The organism is Thermococcus paralvinellae (genome assembly GCF_000517445.1).
GTDB classification, from domain to species: Archaea; Methanobacteriota_B; Thermococci; order Thermococcales; family Thermococcaceae; genus Thermococcus_B; species Thermococcus_B paralvinellae.
On sequence record NZ_CP006965.1, the window covers coordinates 1299088 to 1314800 of the forward strand.

Genomic DNA, 15713 nt, shown 5'->3' on the forward strand with positions numbered 1-15713 from the left:
TGCAGATTTTAACAAAGACTATCTAGACAGGGAACTGCCTAAAAATTATGTTTTGTCAAATTTACTCCTTTAATTTTAACCCTTTGGTTAAAAACTCCTCTTTAGTTTTCAACTTTAGGTTTTGGAAAGATATAAATTAGTTTTTTTCAAAGTTAAAACATAGGTGAGAAGATGAAGGCTTATCACATTCACGTCGAAGGTATAGTTCAAGGAGTTGGATTTCGACCTTTTGTTTACAGAATAGCTCATGAGCACAATTTAAGGGGCTACGTAAAAAATCTTGGAGATGCAGGAGTTGAGATAGTTGTCGAAGGAAACGAAAGCGACATTAAAGCTTTTTTAAATGATTTAAAACATAAAGCCCCGCCACTTGCTAAAGTCGAAAAAGTTAAGAAAAAGGAGATACCACCTCAAGGATTCGATAGCTTTTACATAGAAAAAAGCTCCCAAGGCGGTTCTGGCGGAGATTCAATAATTCCTCCCGACGTTTCAATCTGTGAAGACTGTGTTAGAGAGCTTTTTGATCCAACCAACAAGAGATACATGTATCCTTTCATTGTGTGTACAAACTGCGGACCAAGATTCACTATAATTGAAGACTTACCCTATGACCGCATCAATACGACAATGAGAGAGTTTGAGATGTGTGAATTCTGTGAGAGCGAGTATAAAGACCCACTAAACAGAAGATACCATGCTGAACCAGTCTGTTGTCCTGTTTGTGGGCCATCTTACAGACTCTACACAAGAGATGGGAAGGAAATCATCGGAGATCCAATAAAAAAGACGGCAGAGCTAATTGATAAGGGATACATCGTGGCAATTAAAGGTATCGGCGGAATACACATTGCTTGCGACGCAACGAACGAAGATGTTGTTGAAGAACTGAGGAAGAGAATCCTAAGACCCCAGCAGCCTTTTGCTTTAATGGCAAAAGACTTAGAAACCATTGAGAGCTTTGCTATAATTAGTGACGCTGAAAAAGAGGAGCTTTTGAGCTATAGGAAACCAATAATTGCTCTTCGCAAGAAAGAGCCTTTCCCGCTTCCAGAGGCTTTAGCTCCGGGTCTGCACACGATAGGTGTCATGCTCCCATATTCTGGCATTCATTATTTGCTATTCCACTACTCAAAGAGCCCCGTTTATGTCATGACCTCTGCAAACTATCCCGGCTTGCCGATGGTCAAAGATAATGATAAAGCATTCAAAGAGCTCAAAGATTTGGCTGATTACTTCCTTCTGCATAACAGAAAAATCCTGAACAGAGCAGATGACAGCGTTATAAGGTTTGTAGATGGAAAAAGAGCAGTCATTAGGAGAAGCAGAGGTTTTGTGCCTCTGCCGATAGATATTCCATTTGAGTTTACTGGTCTAGCTGTTGGTGCAGAGCTCTTAAATGCCTTCGGCTTTGCCAAGAACGGAAGGATTTACCCAAGTCAATACATAGGAAACACTTCAAAAGTCGAAGTCCTTGAGTTCATGCGCGAAGCTATAGCACATTTCCGCAAAATTTTGAGGATTAAAAACCTCGACTTGGTCATATCAGACTTACATCCCCTCTACAACACAACAAAACTTGCTATGGAAATAGCTGAAAATGAGGGAGTTGAGTTTCTGCAAGTGCAGCATCATTATGCTCACATAGCATCAGTGATGGCAGAGAACAAGCTGGATGAGATAATCGGAATAGCCGTTGATGGTGTTGGATATGGAGTTGACGGCAACACTTGGGGAGGAGAAGTTATTTACATGAGCTATGAAGACGTGGAAAGATTAGCACATATTGAGTACTACCCGCTCCCCGGAGGAGACCTGGCAAGCTACTACCCCCTTAGAGCCTTGATGGGTATTCTAAGCAAAATATACGCCATAGAAGAACTCAAGGAAATTATTCAAAGATGCTGTCCAAAAGCCATTGATAGCCTAAAATATGGCAAAGTCGAGTTTAATGTAATCCTAAACCAGCTCGCTAGAGACATAAACGTCAGCTATGCATCTTCAACAGGAAGAGTCCTTGATGCTTTTTCTGTTATGCTGAATGTAGCCTACAGGAGAACATACGAGGGAGAACCAGCAATGAAGCTTGAGAGCTTTGCATTCAGAGGTAAAAACGATTTAGGATTTAGTATCCCGATTGATTGTGAGAAGATTAAAGTTGAAGAACTGTTCAGACAGGCACTTGAAGTGAGCGCAAATCCTGCAGACATTGCTTACTCCGTCCACTTAGCCCTTGGAAGAGCTTTTGGAGAGATAGCAGTTGAAAAAGCAAAGGAATTTGGAGTAAAGAACGTCGGAATAAGCGGTGGTGTTGCATACAACGAGCTGATAGTCAAAACCATAAGGAAAATCGTTGAGCGCAACGGACTAAAATTCTACGTCACTCAGGAAGTTCCCAGAGGGGACAACGGCATAAACGTTGGACAAGCATTTTTGGGCGGGCTTTACTTGGAAGGATACTTAAGCAAGGAAGATTTAACACTTTAGCTCTTTTTTCTCAATTTTTATTACTCAAAAATGACCCAAAACAGCTTAAAATACCAATTCCATTAAAGTTTCAGGGGTGACCAAAATGAAAATTAAACTCGAACATGGAGCCGGTGGAGAGCTAATGGAAGAGTTCATCAAAGACTTCATCTTAAAGAACTTAAGCTTAAAATCGGCGGGAGGAATTGGATTAGAAGCTTTGGATGATGGTGCAACAATTCCTTTTGGAGACAAGCACATAGTTTTCACAATTGACGGGCACACAGTTAAGCCTCTCTTTTTTCCGGGAGGGGATATAGGGCGTTTAGCAGTCAGCGGGACAGTTAATGACTTGGCAGTGATGGGTGCGGAACCATTAGCTTTGGCGAATTCCATGATAATTCAGGAAGGATTTGATAGCGGAGACTTTGAGAAGATTTTAAGGTCGATGGATGAAACCGCCAAAGAAGTTCCAGTCCCAATAGTGACTGGAGACACAAAGGTAGTTGAAGACAAGATTGGAATCTTTGTGATTACAGCTGGACTTGGGATAGCTGAGAGAGTCATCACGGATTCTGGAGCAAAGATTGGAGATGTTGTTTTAGTTAGCGGAACGGTTGGAGATCATGGGATAGCCATAATGAGCCATCGTGAGGGGATAGCGTTTGAAACTGAGCTCAAAAGCGATGTTGCACCAATTTGGGAAGTTGTCAAAGCGGTTGCCGATGCAATTGGATGGGAAAATATTCACGCAATGAAGGATCCCACGAGAGGTGGACTGAGCAACGCCTTAAATGAAATAGCGAGAAAAAGCAACGTTGGGATTCTCGTGAGAGAAAGTGATATTCCCGTGAAGCCAGAAGTTAGAGCAGCAAGTGACATGCTTGGAATAAGCCCCTATGAAGTGGCAAATGAAGGCAAGGTTGTTATGATCGTTGCAAGAGAGTATGCCGAAGAAGCACTTGAAGCCATGAGAAAGACAAAGAGAGGAAAAGATGCCGCAATAATTGGAGAAGTTATCGCTGAATATAAAGGCAAAGTTATCTTAGAGACTGGAATTGGTGGCAAAAGGTTCATGGAGCCCCCAGTTGGAGATCCTGTGCCAAGGGTGTGTTGATTTTTTCAAAACATTAAAAGGGAGGTCTACCATCCCTAACTGTTTCTATATTTTATAATTTCCCAGAGCTCTTCTATTTGAGGAAGAACTTCAACTTCCTTGCCATCCAAACTGTCGTAAATGAACTTCTGATTGAATGGAATGACCACATCGGGCTTAACATTAATTTTGTCCAAAACTTCTGGTAAAGCCTTATTTAGAACAAAGACATGCTTTAAGTCAGCTTTTTCAGCCAAGCCTTCAATCTTCTTTGAAAGCTCAATTGATTCCAAGTTGGGCTCTGCAACATTTACTATAACATCAACTTCTAAGTCTATTCCTCTTCCAAAGTGCTCTATTCCAGCTTCAGTATCAACCAAAACAATCTCTTCTTTCTTTGGTTGTAGACTCTTTAAAAATTTCTTTGCTAGAGCTCCATATGGGCAGGCACATCCTTCGCCAGGTTCTTCAATCTTACCAATGCTCATCACACTTAAGTTTTCTCTTTTTGAGAGAATTTCCTCTGGAATTTCCTCAAAGGTCTTAGGCAGTTCTGGATTATTTAGAATCGCTTTTACCTGCTTCTTTCCACCTAAATATTCCGCCAAAGTTTTTGTCTTGGACAAGCCTAACATTCTGTATAAGCCAGGATTAGACTCATCCGCATCCACTATTAAGACTCTATAGCCTCTATTCGCTAAGTACTTTCCGAGCATTGCTGTAATTGTACTCTTTCCACAACCACCTTTTCCACATATTAAAATCTTCATTATTATATCACCACACCCAAAACCAGTAACCTTATTTATAACACTTTCTTGATATTTAGTATTACAAACAATTTATGTGCATATGCACAAACTTTATATGAAAGATAGTTCAACAATTTGGTCGGTGATTGATAATGAGAATTGCAATTCCCGCAAAAGATGACAAAGGATTAGAAAGTGAGGTTTGCGAGCATTTTGGAAGGGCAAAATATTTTGTTTTTGTAGATATTCAAAATAAGAAAATTGAAAATGTAGAAGTTGTTAAGGTTCCATTTGACGAACACAACCCAGGAGATCTCCCAAACTTCATTAAAGAGCATGGAGGAGAAGTTGTTCTGGCTTACGGTATGGGAAGGAGAGCAACGGCATACTTCCAGAGCTTAGGAATACAGGTAGTTACTGGAACACATGGGGAAATAAAGGATGTTGTTGAGGCATTTATAAATCAAGCTCTTAAAGTAGATGAAAATTGGAAGGAGAAGATTGAACAAGAGAAACACAGACACTAACATTTATTCCATCTCCTGAACACTTTTCATTAGTTTTTTATTTTAACATGTTTTCTTAGACATGGACTTCTGGTTTAGTAAAATATTTAAAAATTTTCATAACAAAATTTTCTCATGTGAAGAAAAAGACAGGTGAATAAAAATGAAGATAAGTGTGAAAGAGTTCGCACCTTCTTGGTTTGCAAGTGTTATGGGCACAGGTGCATTAGCTCTGGTTAGTTTGGCATATTCGAGCAAAGTGTCAATACTAAAAAGCGTTGCAGTTGGATTGACGTATCTAAATACAGCGTTGTTCTTCATTCTCCTAGTGCCATGGGTTTTGAGGTGGTTCAAATACAAGGAGAATGCACTGAAGGACCTATATCACCCTGTAATCTGCCATTTTTATGGAACAATAGCAATAGCTTTGCTCGTTCTTTCAGCTGATTATCTACTGATATTAAAGAATCTCACACTTGCAAAGGCGTTCTGGCTGATAGGAATGCCTCTAACGATATTCTTCGCCTTTCTGATCCCATACCTAATGTTCATACAAGAGAGAATTGACATCAAGAACGTTACTCCGGCTTGGTTCATTCCCCCCGTTGGTCTCATCGTAATCCCCTTGAGCGGAGGAGCTTTAATGAACACGTTCTCTGGGATCTGGAAAGAGGTTATGGTATTCGTAAATTACTTCGCATGGGGGGCTGGGTTCTTCCTTTATCTAGCTCTTTTTGCAATAGTCATGCATCGCTTCATAGCTCACGAGCCTCTACCATGTGGAATTGCTCCAGCAATTTGGATCAATCTTGGTCCAATTGGCGCTGGAACTTCAACACTCTATATGCTCGTGAAGAATTCAGAATTCATAACAATGAAAGAACCTTTTTTAGCCTTTGGACTGATATTTTGGGGCTTTGGCATCTGGTGGTTTGTTATGGCAGTAATAATGACACTCCACTACATCAGAAAACTCAATCTGCCATACAGCCTAGCTTGGTGGGCATTCATATTTCCGCTTGGAGCCTATGTAAGTGCAACTCACAACGTCGCTTTAGCCTTTGGTATAGACATAATAGACAGCTTCGGATTTGTGCTTTACTGGTTACTCTTTGGTCTATGGTTGGTAACCGGAATCAAAACTCTAAAACATATTGCCTTTTAGATGATTTCTTTTTCTCTTTTAATTAAGCAGTTGACAGTTGAAAACTGCATATTTTATAAACCTCGGTCACGCTAATTCTTTGGGAGGTGTAAAAATGCACGAATGGGCTTTAGCTGATGGAATTGTAAGAACTGCTATCGAATTCGCTAGACAGCATGGAAAAGACAAGATTCTTGGTATTAGAGTTGTTCTTGGTGAATTGCAGGACGTTAATGAAGAAATTCTAAAGTTCGCAATTGATGAAATTAAAAAAGGAACAATAGCTGAGGAAGCGGAGATCGAGTTTGTGGTCGAAGAGGCCGAGTTCAAATGCAGAAACTGCGATCATGTATGGAAACTTAAGGAAATTAAAGACAGATTTGATGAAAGGATAAAGGAAGACATTCACTTTATTCCAGAAGTCGTTCATGTATTTGTAAGCTGTCCTAAATGTGGAAGCAGAGACTTTGAAGTTGTGAAGGGAAGGGGAGTTTACGTTGAGGCTATAAAGGTCGAAGGTGAGGAACAATGATTGACCCAAGAATAAAGGCCATTGAAGCGAGGCTTGAGAAGGTTAAAAGAGTAATCCCAGTCGTAAGTGGCAAGGGAGGAGTGGGAAAGTCATTGACATCAACAACTTTAGCATTAGTCCTAGCTGAAAAAGGATATAAAGTTGGTCTTCTTGATTTGGACTTTCATGGAGCAAGCGACCACGTGATTTTAGGATTTGAGGCAAAAGAGTTTCCAGAGGAGGATAGAGGAATAGTTCCCCCAGAAGTTCATGGGATAAAGTTCATGAGCATCGTTTTTTATTCAGAGGATAAACCAACACCTTTAAGGGGACACGAGATTAGCGATGCTTTAATAGAGCTTCTGGCAATCACAAGATGGGAAGATTTGGATTTCCTAATCATAGACATGCCCCCTGGAATGGGCGACCAATTCTTAGATGTCCTTAGGTTCCTAAAAAGAGGAGAATTTCTGGTTGTTGCTACACCCTCAAAGCTTGCTGTGAATGTTGTCAGAAAGCTACTTGAACTTCTCAAAGAACAGAATCTTAAGATAATTGGCATCGTTGAAAATATGAAGCTAGACGACGAAAAAGACATCCAAAATCTTGCCGAAGAGTTTGGAGTTCCATACCTGGTTGGCATTCCGCTTTACAGGGATTTAGATGGAAAAATTGGCAATGTTGGAGAGCTTTTAAATAGTGAATTTGCAGAAAAGATAAGAGAAGTCGCTGGAAAGCTCTGACTTCATTTTATTTTTGGTGATAAAAATGCTTGAGGACTTCCTTAAAGGTGCAGAAAAAGTTGTAGTCTGTGGCATCGGCAACGATGTCAGAGGAGATGACGCTTTTGGGGTTATAGTTGTCGAGGAGCTGAAAAACAGAATAAAAAGCGATAAAGTTATCATCCTTAACTGTGGAGAAGTCCCAGAGAGCTATCTCGGCAAAATAATCAACGAAAACCCTACACACGTTATCTTTATAGATGCTGTTGACTTTGGAGGCAAACCTGGAGAGATTGTAATTGCAGACCCAGAGGGGACTTTGGGAGAAAGTTTTTCAACTCATAGACTTCCGCTCAAGCTTTTAGTTGGCTACTTAAAGCAAAACATAAACGCAAAGTTCATCTTAATTGGATGTCAGCCAAAGCAGCTGGGTCTTTTTGTAGAGATGAGTGAGGAAGTAAGGAAGAGTGCAGAAAAATTGGTTGAAATTCTGGCTCAAGAGTTGAAGTTTTAACTTCTTTTCTCCAAAATTTTATCCAAAAAACTTTAAAATAGGCATACTCAACTTTCTTTACGAGCTTTTTAAGAGCCTTAAAAACTTAGGAGGTGCTTAAAGTGAGAGAGATTATAGGCAAAGTAAAGGAGAAAACAAATATCCCTGTTTATGAGAGAACGATAGAGAACGTTGTGAGCGCAGTTCAAGCGAGCAGTGACATATGGAGAATTGTAGATTTAAGTGAGGAGCCTTTACCTTTAGTCGTTACAGTTCTTGAGACGCTGAAGGAGTTTGGCTATGTGGAGTTCAGAGATGGAGTATTTTTGACAGAGAAAGGCAAGAAATTTGCTGATGAGTATGGAATCGGTAAAAGAGAGGACTACACATGCCCTCACTGTGAAGGAAAAACTGTTAATATTGATGCCTTTAGCGAGCTTCTTGAGCAGTTTAAGGAGATAGTTAAAGACAGACCACAGCCAAAACATGAATTTGATCAGGCATATGTGACTCCCGAAACTACGGTAGCGAGAATCATTCTCATGCACACGAGAGGAGATTTAGAGAACAAGGAAGTTTTCGTTCTCGGAGATGATGATTTAACTAGCATTGCTCTAATGCTTTCAGGCTTGCCAAAGAGAATAGCCGTTTTAGACATTGACGACAGGTTAACCAAGTTCATCGAGAAAACTGCGGATGAACTTGGCTACAGCAATATTGAGATTTTCACATTCGATTTAAGAAAGCCCCTACCAGATTATGCACTTAGAAAGTTTGATACATTCATAACAGACCCACCAGAGACAGTTGATGCCATAAGAGCTTTCGTTGGTAGAGGAATTGCAACGCTCAAAGGTCCAGGCTGTGCTGGCTACTTTGGAATAACAAGAAGAGAAAGCTCTCTTGATAAGTGGAGAGAGATTCAAAAGCTCCTCTTAAATGAGTTCAACGTTGTCATAACCGACATAATCAGAAACTTTAATGAATATGTAAACTGGGGCTATGAAGAGGAGACAAGGGCTTGGAAATTGCTTCCAATGAAGGTTAAACCTACATACAACTGGTACAAGAGCTACATGTTTAGAATTCAGACTCTTGAGGGTTCAAAAGGGTACGAAGAAGAAATTAAAGATGAAGACATTTACAATGACGAAGAGGCTTCAACTACTTGACCTTTCCATTTTTGCTTTTCTTTGCTTTACTTCCTATTTGACTCTTCTTAGGCAATTGCCGAAACATTTATAATCACAAAAGGAGAAAAACATACCATGCTTGAGAAGGAAAAGGAAGCTTTGGCTAAGAGAATTGCAGGGGAGATTACACTTTCTTCAGACCCCGGAAAAACCATGCGCAAGTGGAGAGAGATTTTCGGAATTAGCCAGACAGAACTAGCCGAGTATTTAGGAGTTTCTTCTTCGGTTATTAGCGATTATGAGGGCGGTAGAAGAAAAAGTCCCGGTGCTTCCACAATAAGAAAGTTCGTCGAGGCTTTACTTGAAATCGACGAAAAAAGAGGAGGAAACGTAATCAAGGCTTTCAGCAAAACACTTGGAAGTGAGTTTCCAACAAGCGCCATTCTTGACATTAGGGAATTTGCTCTCCCTGTGACCGTAAAAGACATAGTTGACGCTGTTAAAGGAGAAGTTGCTGCCAACATTGACCTACTTGATAGACGGATTTATGGATACACTGTTGTGGACAGCATCCAGGCAATTCTCGAAATGAGCAGTGAAGAATTCCTCAAGCTGTATGGCTGGACAACGGAGAGGGCTTTGGTTTTCACAAAGGTAACAACTGGGAGAAGTCCTATGATTGCTATTAGAGTCCAGGGACTAAAGCCAGCTGTTGTAGTGCTACATGGAGTTAAGAGACTTGATGAGCTGGCAGTTAAAATAGCTGAGAAGGAGAGGGTTCCATTAGTGGTCTCAAAAGTGGAAAGTGAAAGTGAGCTAATAATGAACCTCAGAAAGCTTGTAGAAAAGAGGGAAAAAGAACTCTGAATCAAAAAGGTAGCTCCTTCATTCTCCATATGTTTTGGTTAGCCAACCTTTCTAATCTGTTCTTCATATGAAGCAGAACTTCGCTGAGGATTTTCCCGTTGTCATAATTGTCCACAATCGCTTTAAGCTCTTCCTTTGGTTTTTTCTTCAGCTCTTTTGCTATTTCAATCATTCGTGGATATGCTCTTATTATGTTGTCTACAATTGTGATATCGGCCATTCTGGCGCTCCTCGAAAGGGGATTTAGGTCAATCGTGATGACGAACTTGCCCATTGCAACCAATGCCTCAGTTCTGTCACCATCCTCCAATGGTACAACAACAACGTCAGCTTTCCATATACCATTCTCATCAACTTTTCCTCTCTCGCTTTCAAGATTTGGAATTCTCTTGGTTGGATTTATGCCCAAAAGCTCAACCTCTGGGTCAACTTCTCTCAACGCTTCTGCTATCGCTTTAACTCTCCCTTCTGTGCGGTAGAAGAGATTTATCTCAATCTTTGCATTGAGAACCTTTGCCAATTCAATAGTTTCTTTAGGAACTAACGCAGCCACATTACCGTTTACAGAGAGAACAGGATACTTAGCTAGTAAAAGCTTAGCAACCGCTGCTCTCATGGCTTTTTCTGCTGGTTCAATGGTTTTTTCGCCAATGAGATAGTCAAAAGCCTCTCCTCTACCATGAGCTATTAATCCAGCTGTTGCTAAAATCCCTTTTTCCAAAGCTTCTTCAAGCTTGTGCCGATAATAAAGGCTCCAATATCTGGGATGGGATTTGGGCACTTTGAATTCAGCCATTGTATCACCTAGTAGAAAGTGACCAGTAAGAAGTTAATAAGGATTTACCACTCTCTCCTCCTATCACCGAAGAAAAATTTCATAAAGCCTGAGAACTCCTCTCCTCTAAAGTCTTCATAGAGCTGGTTTGTCTCTTCGGAGGTTAACCATTCAATGTCTTCAGGTATTCCCTCTGTAAATATATATTCAATTTCATCTCCTTTTCTAGCAATGTTGAGCGTGTATATTTTCTTCCCAAGCTCCTGAGCAATTTTAATTTCGTTTACAACCAAAGAGGTGAATTTACCAATTATTGCAACTGCAACAAAAAGTTCTGCATCTTTTATCATGTGGCTTGTTCCTTTAAGCCCATAGTCTGAAGGAAGAATAACATTATTTGAACCAAGCTTTTCTTCAAGAATTTCAAGAATGACCTTTTCTGTCTGGGTATGATAAATTATAGTGGGCTCGCTTAGATAGATTAAGGGCCCAAATTTTTCTTTTTTCTTTCTTTTCAGAAATCCAAACATTTGATCACCTCAGGTGGGGATAAAACGTCGTCATGGCTCTTTGAGGCTCGGCTGGGATGACACTCATCATCGGATATTCTTGTATATAACTCTGATTGCTCTTAAAACTTTTCCATAGAACTAAAGCCCAAGAAGTTTTAACTAACTTTCAATAATATCCTTCAAAATATTCTCAACATCTTCTCTCCTTCTCACCAGATTCTGCCTTGTGATTTCATTTCCTTCTTTGAGATAAATCAGTGTGGGCACATTCATGACATCGAACTTTTCCGCAAGCCAGAGATGTTTTCCCACGTCGACCTCCCAGAACTCCACTTCCTTATACTCCTCGCTCAGCTCGTGCATAAACGGTTCAATCATCCTACACGGCGGACAGCCAGGAGAAGAAAACCAAAGGAGGGCATATTTTGCCCTCTCAACTTTTCCAAAGTCTCCATCAAACTCTCTAATCATCTTAACCACCTCAAATCTTAGCTTTTTTCAAAAGCAAGGAGTTTGTAACGACACTTACGCTGCTCAATGACATAGCTCCAGCAGCCCATTCTGGTCTGAACTGGATTCCAAAGAGAACATAGGCCAGTCCAGCGGCGAAGGGTATTAGGATGGTGTTGTAGAACATCGCCCAGAAGATGTTCTGCTTAATCTTTGAGAGCGTCTTTTGGCTGAGCTTTATTGCCCTAACCACATCTCTTAAGTCGTTTTTAATCAAGACGATGTCTCCGCTCTCCATTGCTATGTCGGTTCCAGAGCTTACTGCTATGCCTATGTCAGCTTGAGCCAAAGCGGGAGCATCGTTTATACCATCCCCGACAAAAATGACCACTTCTCCCTTCTCCTGAAGCTTTTTCACTTCATTTGCTTTATCCTGGGGCAAAACTTCCGCTAAAACGTAATCTATGTTGAGCTGTCTAGCTATTGCTTCTGCAGTTCTTCTATTGTCGCCGGTAATCATTCCAACTTTCTTGCCCATTTTGTGAAGCTCTTCTATTGCTTCTCTCGCACCTTCTTTGATTGTGTCCGCTATTCCAATAACTCCTACTATTTTTCCGTCAATTGCCACTATTATTGCCGTTTTAGCTTCATCTTCAAGCTTAAGGAGAGCTTTTTCAACCTCTCCTTCTATTGAATAACCATTCTCTTTGAACAGCTTTCTATTTCCGGCCAAGATTTCCTTCCCATCCACTACGGCTTTTACTCCCTTGCCGGTTATTGCCTCAAAGCTTTGGGGCTCTTTACCCTCTAATCCGAGCTCTTGAGCTTTCCTAACTATGGCCTCTCCTAGTGGGTGCTCTGAGCGCTTTTCAGCTGAAGCTACTAAGCTCAAAAGCTCTTTCTCATCCATGCCAAAAGTCACTACATCTGTAACTTCAGGCGTCCCCTTTGTTAGCGTCCCCGTCTTATCGAAGAGAACTATTGTGGCTTTCCTCGCTATTTCCAGTACTTCACCATTCTTGATTAAAATCCCCATTTCGGCACCTTTACCCATTCCAACGGTTAAAGCCGTTGGAGTTGCCAAGCCAAAGGCACATGGGCAGGCAATCACCAAAACGCTGAGCAGTGTTGTGAAGGCGAAGAGCAGAGGCTGGTCAGCTATGAAGTACCAGTATCCAAAGGAGATTAGTGCTATTGTCAAAACGGTTGGAATGAAGTATGTAACGACTTTGTCTGCTAATCTCTGAATCGGTGGTCTTGTATTTTGTGCCTCCTCAACGAGCTTAATTATTTGTGCCAAAACTGTGTCTCTTCCGACCCTCTTTGCCTCAATTTTAAGCACGGAGTTCTTGTTAATCGTTCCGCCGATAACCTCGTCGCCCTTCTTCTTCAAATTTGGAATTGGTTCTCCAGTGATCATCGATTCATCGACGTAGCTTTCTCCCTCAATTACAATTCCATCGACTGGAATCCTCTCTCCAGGTTTGACTATGACAATATCGCCAACTTTAACTTCGCTTATTGGAACTTCAATCTCTTTTCCATCCCTAATTACGGTTGCCTTTTTAGCTTGAAGGCCCATGAGCTTTTTAATTGCCTCACTCGTTCTTCCTTTGGCCAAGGTCTCTAAGTAGCGTCCAAGCAGGAGAAAGGCCATTAGCAAAACGCTTGCCTCATAAAAGTTGAACTCCCTTGGAATAATTCCTATTGTAGCTAAAACGCTTGCAAAATAAGCAGAACCAATTCCCATGGAGTACATGACTTCCATGTTTAAGCTTTTGTGCTTTAATGAATTGAGAGCCTTTCCAAAGATATCCCTTCCAGCGTAGATTATTGCCAGAGTTGCCAGCAGGAATTGAATGTAAATTAAGTTGGGAATTTCAATCCCGAATCTGTGAAGCTGCATTGAGGCGAAGAGAGGTATTCCTATTCCCCAAGCAACGGCAAGTTTTTTCTTCATTTCCCTTATGTGCTTCTCTCGAACTTCTTTTTCTACGTCATGGCTTTCTTCACCTTCAACTCCCAAGAATTGGTAGCCAACCTCTTCAATTGCTCTCTTAATGTCTTCCATGCTTACTAAACTTGGATCATAGCTTACTTTAGCCTTCTCAGTTGCTAAATTGACTTGGGCATCTAAAACCCCAGGGAGCTCTTTAAGAGCTACTTCAATGGTTTTAACACACATTGCACAGGTCATTCCACCGATTTTTATTATCGCGTCTCTCTTTTCCCTGACCACCTGGTAACCAAGCTCTTCAATCGTCTTTATAATCTGATTTAGGCTGACCTTTGACTCATCGAAGTCAACGTAAACATTTTCAGAGTTTAAATTGACTCTGGCGTCTTTAACGCCATCAAGCTCTTTTAGAGCTGTTTCTATAGTTTTAACGCACATGGCACAGGTCATACCGTTGACTTTAAGCGTGAGCTTCATAACTACCACCAATATTTACTCAACAGTAGGTCTTAAGGAGATTATTTTTATCAAAGTGTAAATATTAACCGAAGAATTTTTATATTTTGAAAACAAATAACTGTCGGTGTTTATCATGGTAAAGTTGGACGAACTGGATTTGAAGTTAATATACCTTCTTATGGACAACTCCAGATTAAGCATCTCTGAGCTTGCAGAGAGACTAGGCGTTAGCAGACCGACGGTAAAAGCTAGACTGGAACGTCTTGAGAAGGAGGGGGTTATTCAGCGTTATACAATCAAACTTAACCCTGAACTCCAGAGGGCTCACAACGTCGTTGCCCTGATAATCAAAACGGACGAGCCCGAGAAGTTACAGGAGTTTGAGGAAATCATCGAGATCAACCGCTTCACGAGCAAAAAGTACCTCATAAAAGTAGCTGTCGAGGACATGGAAGGACTGAGAAACGTCATAGAAGGAGCAAATTTTGAGGTGCTCGAGATAATGCCTATTCTCGAGAGTATCGAGAAAGAGCACCCTCCCAAGGTTAAGGTGCCATTCAAGTGCGACTACTGTGGAAAAGAAATTGTCGGAGAGCCGATAGTTTACAAGTACCACAATAGAGTTTACTTCTTCTGCTGTCCTACCTGTTTGAGAGAATTCAAGAGAACGAGGGAAAACATAGAGAAGTTCAAGCTAAAAGAGCACGAGGTAGAGCATACTCATGAACACCATGAACATTAGCAAAAAAGAAATGATTTAGAGCGAGGTTCATTCACTCTTCATCTTCTTCAATGCCCATCGCTCTTTCGCAGAATTCGTGCATTTCCTTCCAGCCTTCGCCCATGTACTTCTCCATTATTGGCTCCATTTCTTTTTCCATTTCTTCATGCACCTCCGTGAAGTTCCCGCTTTCCATGAACTTCTCCATCTCTTCGTGCTGTTCATACATCATTCCATAGCCCATCATTCCACCATGCATTCCCCAGCCCCATGTTGGGCCTCTGAAAACTTTCTCATCGTTAAAGTCAGCCCCTGAATGAGCCAAACCGATAGGAATTGCTATGAGCGCTCCTAGTATAAACCCAACTAATATTGATTTCCACTCCATTTCAACCACCTCTTTTTGTTGTTTCGAATATACCTATGAGCTAAACGCTAATAGGCTTATCATTTTCAATGTGTAAATTGCAACTGACAAGATTTCACAAGATGAAAGAATAAAATTAATTCAAAGTTTACACAATTATAAATTGTGATAGAAATGGCTGAGACTGCCAAAAAGTATGATAGGTTTTCGAAGATTTATGATTCCTTTGAGAGTTTAATGGAAAGGAGAGCTTTCTCAAAATACAGAAAGAAAGCTTTAAGATTAGCTAAAGGCAAAGTTCTTGAAGTAGGTGTTGGAACAGGCAAAAATTTGCCCTACTACCCAAAAGGTGTTGAAGTTATTGGGATAGACTTCAGCAAAGGAATGCTTGAGAAAGCAGATAGAAGGAGAAAAGAGCTTGGTCTGGAGAACGTTAAGCTAATGCTCATGGACGCCCAAAATTTAGAGTTTGAAGACAACACTTTTGACACGGTTGTGAGCACTTTCGTGTTTTGTACGGTGCCTGATCCTATCAAAGGATTAAAGGAAGTTTATAGAGTCCTAAAACCTGGAGGAAAAGCAATATTTTTGGAGCACATGAAAAGCGAATCAAAGCTTTTGAATATCCCGCTTTACTTAATGGATCCAATAACAAAAGCATTAGTAGGAACTTCAATGGTGAGAGAAACGCAGAAGAATATTGAAAAGGCTGGTTTTAAGATAGAGAAAGTTGAAAATCTATTCTTTGACATCGTGAGGCTTATCATTGCAACAAAATAAGCTTG

General features: G+C 40.7%; 17 protein-coding genes. 11 read left to right on the plus strand and 6 right to left on the minus strand.

Annotated features, from left to right (window positions below; translation table 11 throughout):
* Positions 1–171: 171 nt before the first annotated feature.
* Both hypF and hypE read left to right on the plus strand, forming a co-directional pair.
* Positions 172–2484 (plus strand): carbamoyltransferase HypF, encoded by a 2313-nt coding sequence (gene hypF / locus TES1_RS07220; protein WP_042681491.1) that lies wholly within the window; start codon positions 172–174, stop codon positions 2482–2484.
* A gap of 85 nt (positions 2485–2569) precedes the next feature.
* Positions 2570–3580 carry a hydrogenase expression/formation protein HypE gene (gene hypE, locus TES1_RS07225; protein WP_042681494.1) on the plus strand — a complete coding sequence of 337 codons (1011 nt, stop codon included), beginning with the start codon at positions 2570–2572 and terminating at the stop codon, positions 3578–3580.
* Positions 3581–3615: 35 nt separating this feature from the next.
* On the opposite strand, the gene TES1_RS07230 is transcribed toward hypE, so the two are convergent.
* On the minus strand, positions 3616–4329 hold the full coding sequence (locus TES1_RS07230; protein WP_042681496.1) for an ATP-binding protein: 714 nt from the start codon (positions 4327–4329) through the stop codon (positions 3616–3618).
* A 134-nt stretch (positions 4330–4463) separates the two neighbouring features.
* Here TES1_RS07230 and TES1_RS07235 point away from each other — a divergent pair, with 134 nt between their 5' ends.
* From TES1_RS07235 to TES1_RS07265, 7 genes are all read left to right on the plus strand, one after another.
* Positions 4464–4838, plus strand: a complete 375-nt coding sequence (locus tag TES1_RS07235; protein ID WP_042681498.1) for a NifB/NifX family molybdenum-iron cluster-binding protein — start codon at positions 4464–4466, stop codon at positions 4836–4838.
* Positions 4839–4980: 142 nt separating this feature from the next.
* A complete protein-coding gene (gene tdt, locus TES1_RS07240; protein WP_042681499.1) occupies positions 4981–5982 on the plus strand; it encodes a TDT family transporter in 1002 nt (333 codons plus the stop codon).
* A gap of 94 nt (positions 5983–6076) precedes the next feature.
* The gene (gene hypA, locus TES1_RS07245) at positions 6077–6493 is read left to right on the plus strand and encodes a hydrogenase nickel incorporation protein HypA (RefSeq protein ID WP_042681501.1); all 417 of its coding nucleotides are present in this window, start codon (positions 6077–6079) and stop codon (positions 6491–6493) included.
* Positions 6490–7215, plus strand: coding sequence for an Mrp/NBP35 family ATP-binding protein (locus TES1_RS07250; RefSeq protein WP_042681503.1), 726 nt, complete (start codon positions 6490–6492; stop codon positions 7213–7215). The genes hypA and TES1_RS07250 overlap by 4 nt, the downstream gene beginning before the upstream one ends.
* Positions 7216–7240: 25 nt before the next feature.
* A complete protein-coding gene (hycI, locus tag TES1_RS07255) occupies positions 7241–7708 on the plus strand; it encodes a hydrogenase maturation peptidase HycI (RefSeq protein ID WP_173391295.1) in 468 nt (155 codons plus the stop codon).
* Between the two features lie 101 nt (positions 7709–7809).
* On the plus strand, positions 7810–8859 hold the full coding sequence (gene bpsA / locus TES1_RS07260) for a N(4)-bis(aminopropyl)spermidine synthase (RefSeq protein WP_042681505.1): 1050 nt from the start codon (positions 7810–7812) through the stop codon (positions 8857–8859).
* 96 nt (positions 8860–8955) lie between these two features.
* The gene (locus TES1_RS07265; protein ID WP_042681507.1) at positions 8956–9687 is read left to right on the plus strand and encodes a helix-turn-helix domain-containing protein; all 732 of its coding nucleotides are present in this window, start codon (positions 8956–8958) and stop codon (positions 9685–9687) included.
* A 1-nt stretch (position 9688) separates the two neighbouring features.
* On the opposite strand, the gene TES1_RS07270 is transcribed toward TES1_RS07265, so the two are convergent.
* The 4 genes from TES1_RS07270 to TES1_RS07285 all read right to left on the minus strand — a co-directional run bounded on the left by TES1_RS07270 (position 9689) and on the right by TES1_RS07285 (position 13858).
* Positions 9689–10483: a 4-phosphopantoate--beta-alanine ligase gene (locus TES1_RS07270; RefSeq protein WP_042681508.1), complete on the minus strand. Its 795-nt coding sequence runs from the start codon at positions 10481–10483 to the stop codon at positions 9689–9691.
* A 44-nt stretch (positions 10484–10527) separates the two neighbouring features.
* Positions 10528–10992 (minus strand): hypothetical protein, encoded by a 465-nt coding sequence (locus TES1_RS07275; RefSeq protein ID WP_042681510.1) that lies wholly within the window; start codon positions 10990–10992, stop codon positions 10528–10530.
* A gap of 141 nt (positions 10993–11133) precedes the next feature.
* Positions 11134–11445, minus strand: coding sequence for a thioredoxin family protein (locus tag TES1_RS07280; protein ID WP_042681511.1), 312 nt, complete (start codon positions 11443–11445; stop codon positions 11134–11136).
* A gap of 10 nt (positions 11446–11455) precedes the next feature.
* Positions 11456–13858: a heavy metal translocating P-type ATPase gene (locus tag TES1_RS07285; protein WP_042681513.1), complete on the minus strand. Its 2403-nt coding sequence runs from the start codon at positions 13856–13858 to the stop codon at positions 11456–11458.
* Positions 13859–13973: 115 nt separating this feature from the next.
* Between TES1_RS07285 and TES1_RS07290 the strand changes: the two genes are divergently transcribed.
* Positions 13974–14582 carry a TRASH domain-containing protein gene (locus TES1_RS07290; RefSeq protein WP_042681515.1) on the plus strand — a complete coding sequence of 203 codons (609 nt, stop codon included), beginning with the start codon at positions 13974–13976 and terminating at the stop codon, positions 14580–14582.
* A 31-nt stretch (positions 14583–14613) separates the two neighbouring features.
* On the opposite strand, the gene TES1_RS07295 is transcribed toward TES1_RS07290, so the two are convergent.
* A complete protein-coding gene (locus tag TES1_RS07295; protein WP_042681517.1) occupies positions 14614–14949 on the minus strand; it encodes a hypothetical protein in 336 nt (111 codons plus the stop codon).
* Between the two features lie 153 nt (positions 14950–15102).
* Here TES1_RS07295 and TES1_RS07300 point away from each other — a divergent pair, with 153 nt between their 5' ends.
* Positions 15103–15708 carry a class I SAM-dependent methyltransferase gene (locus TES1_RS07300; protein ID WP_042681519.1) on the plus strand — a complete coding sequence of 202 codons (606 nt, stop codon included), beginning with the start codon at positions 15103–15105 and terminating at the stop codon, positions 15706–15708.
* Positions 15709–15713 lie beyond the last annotated feature (5 nt).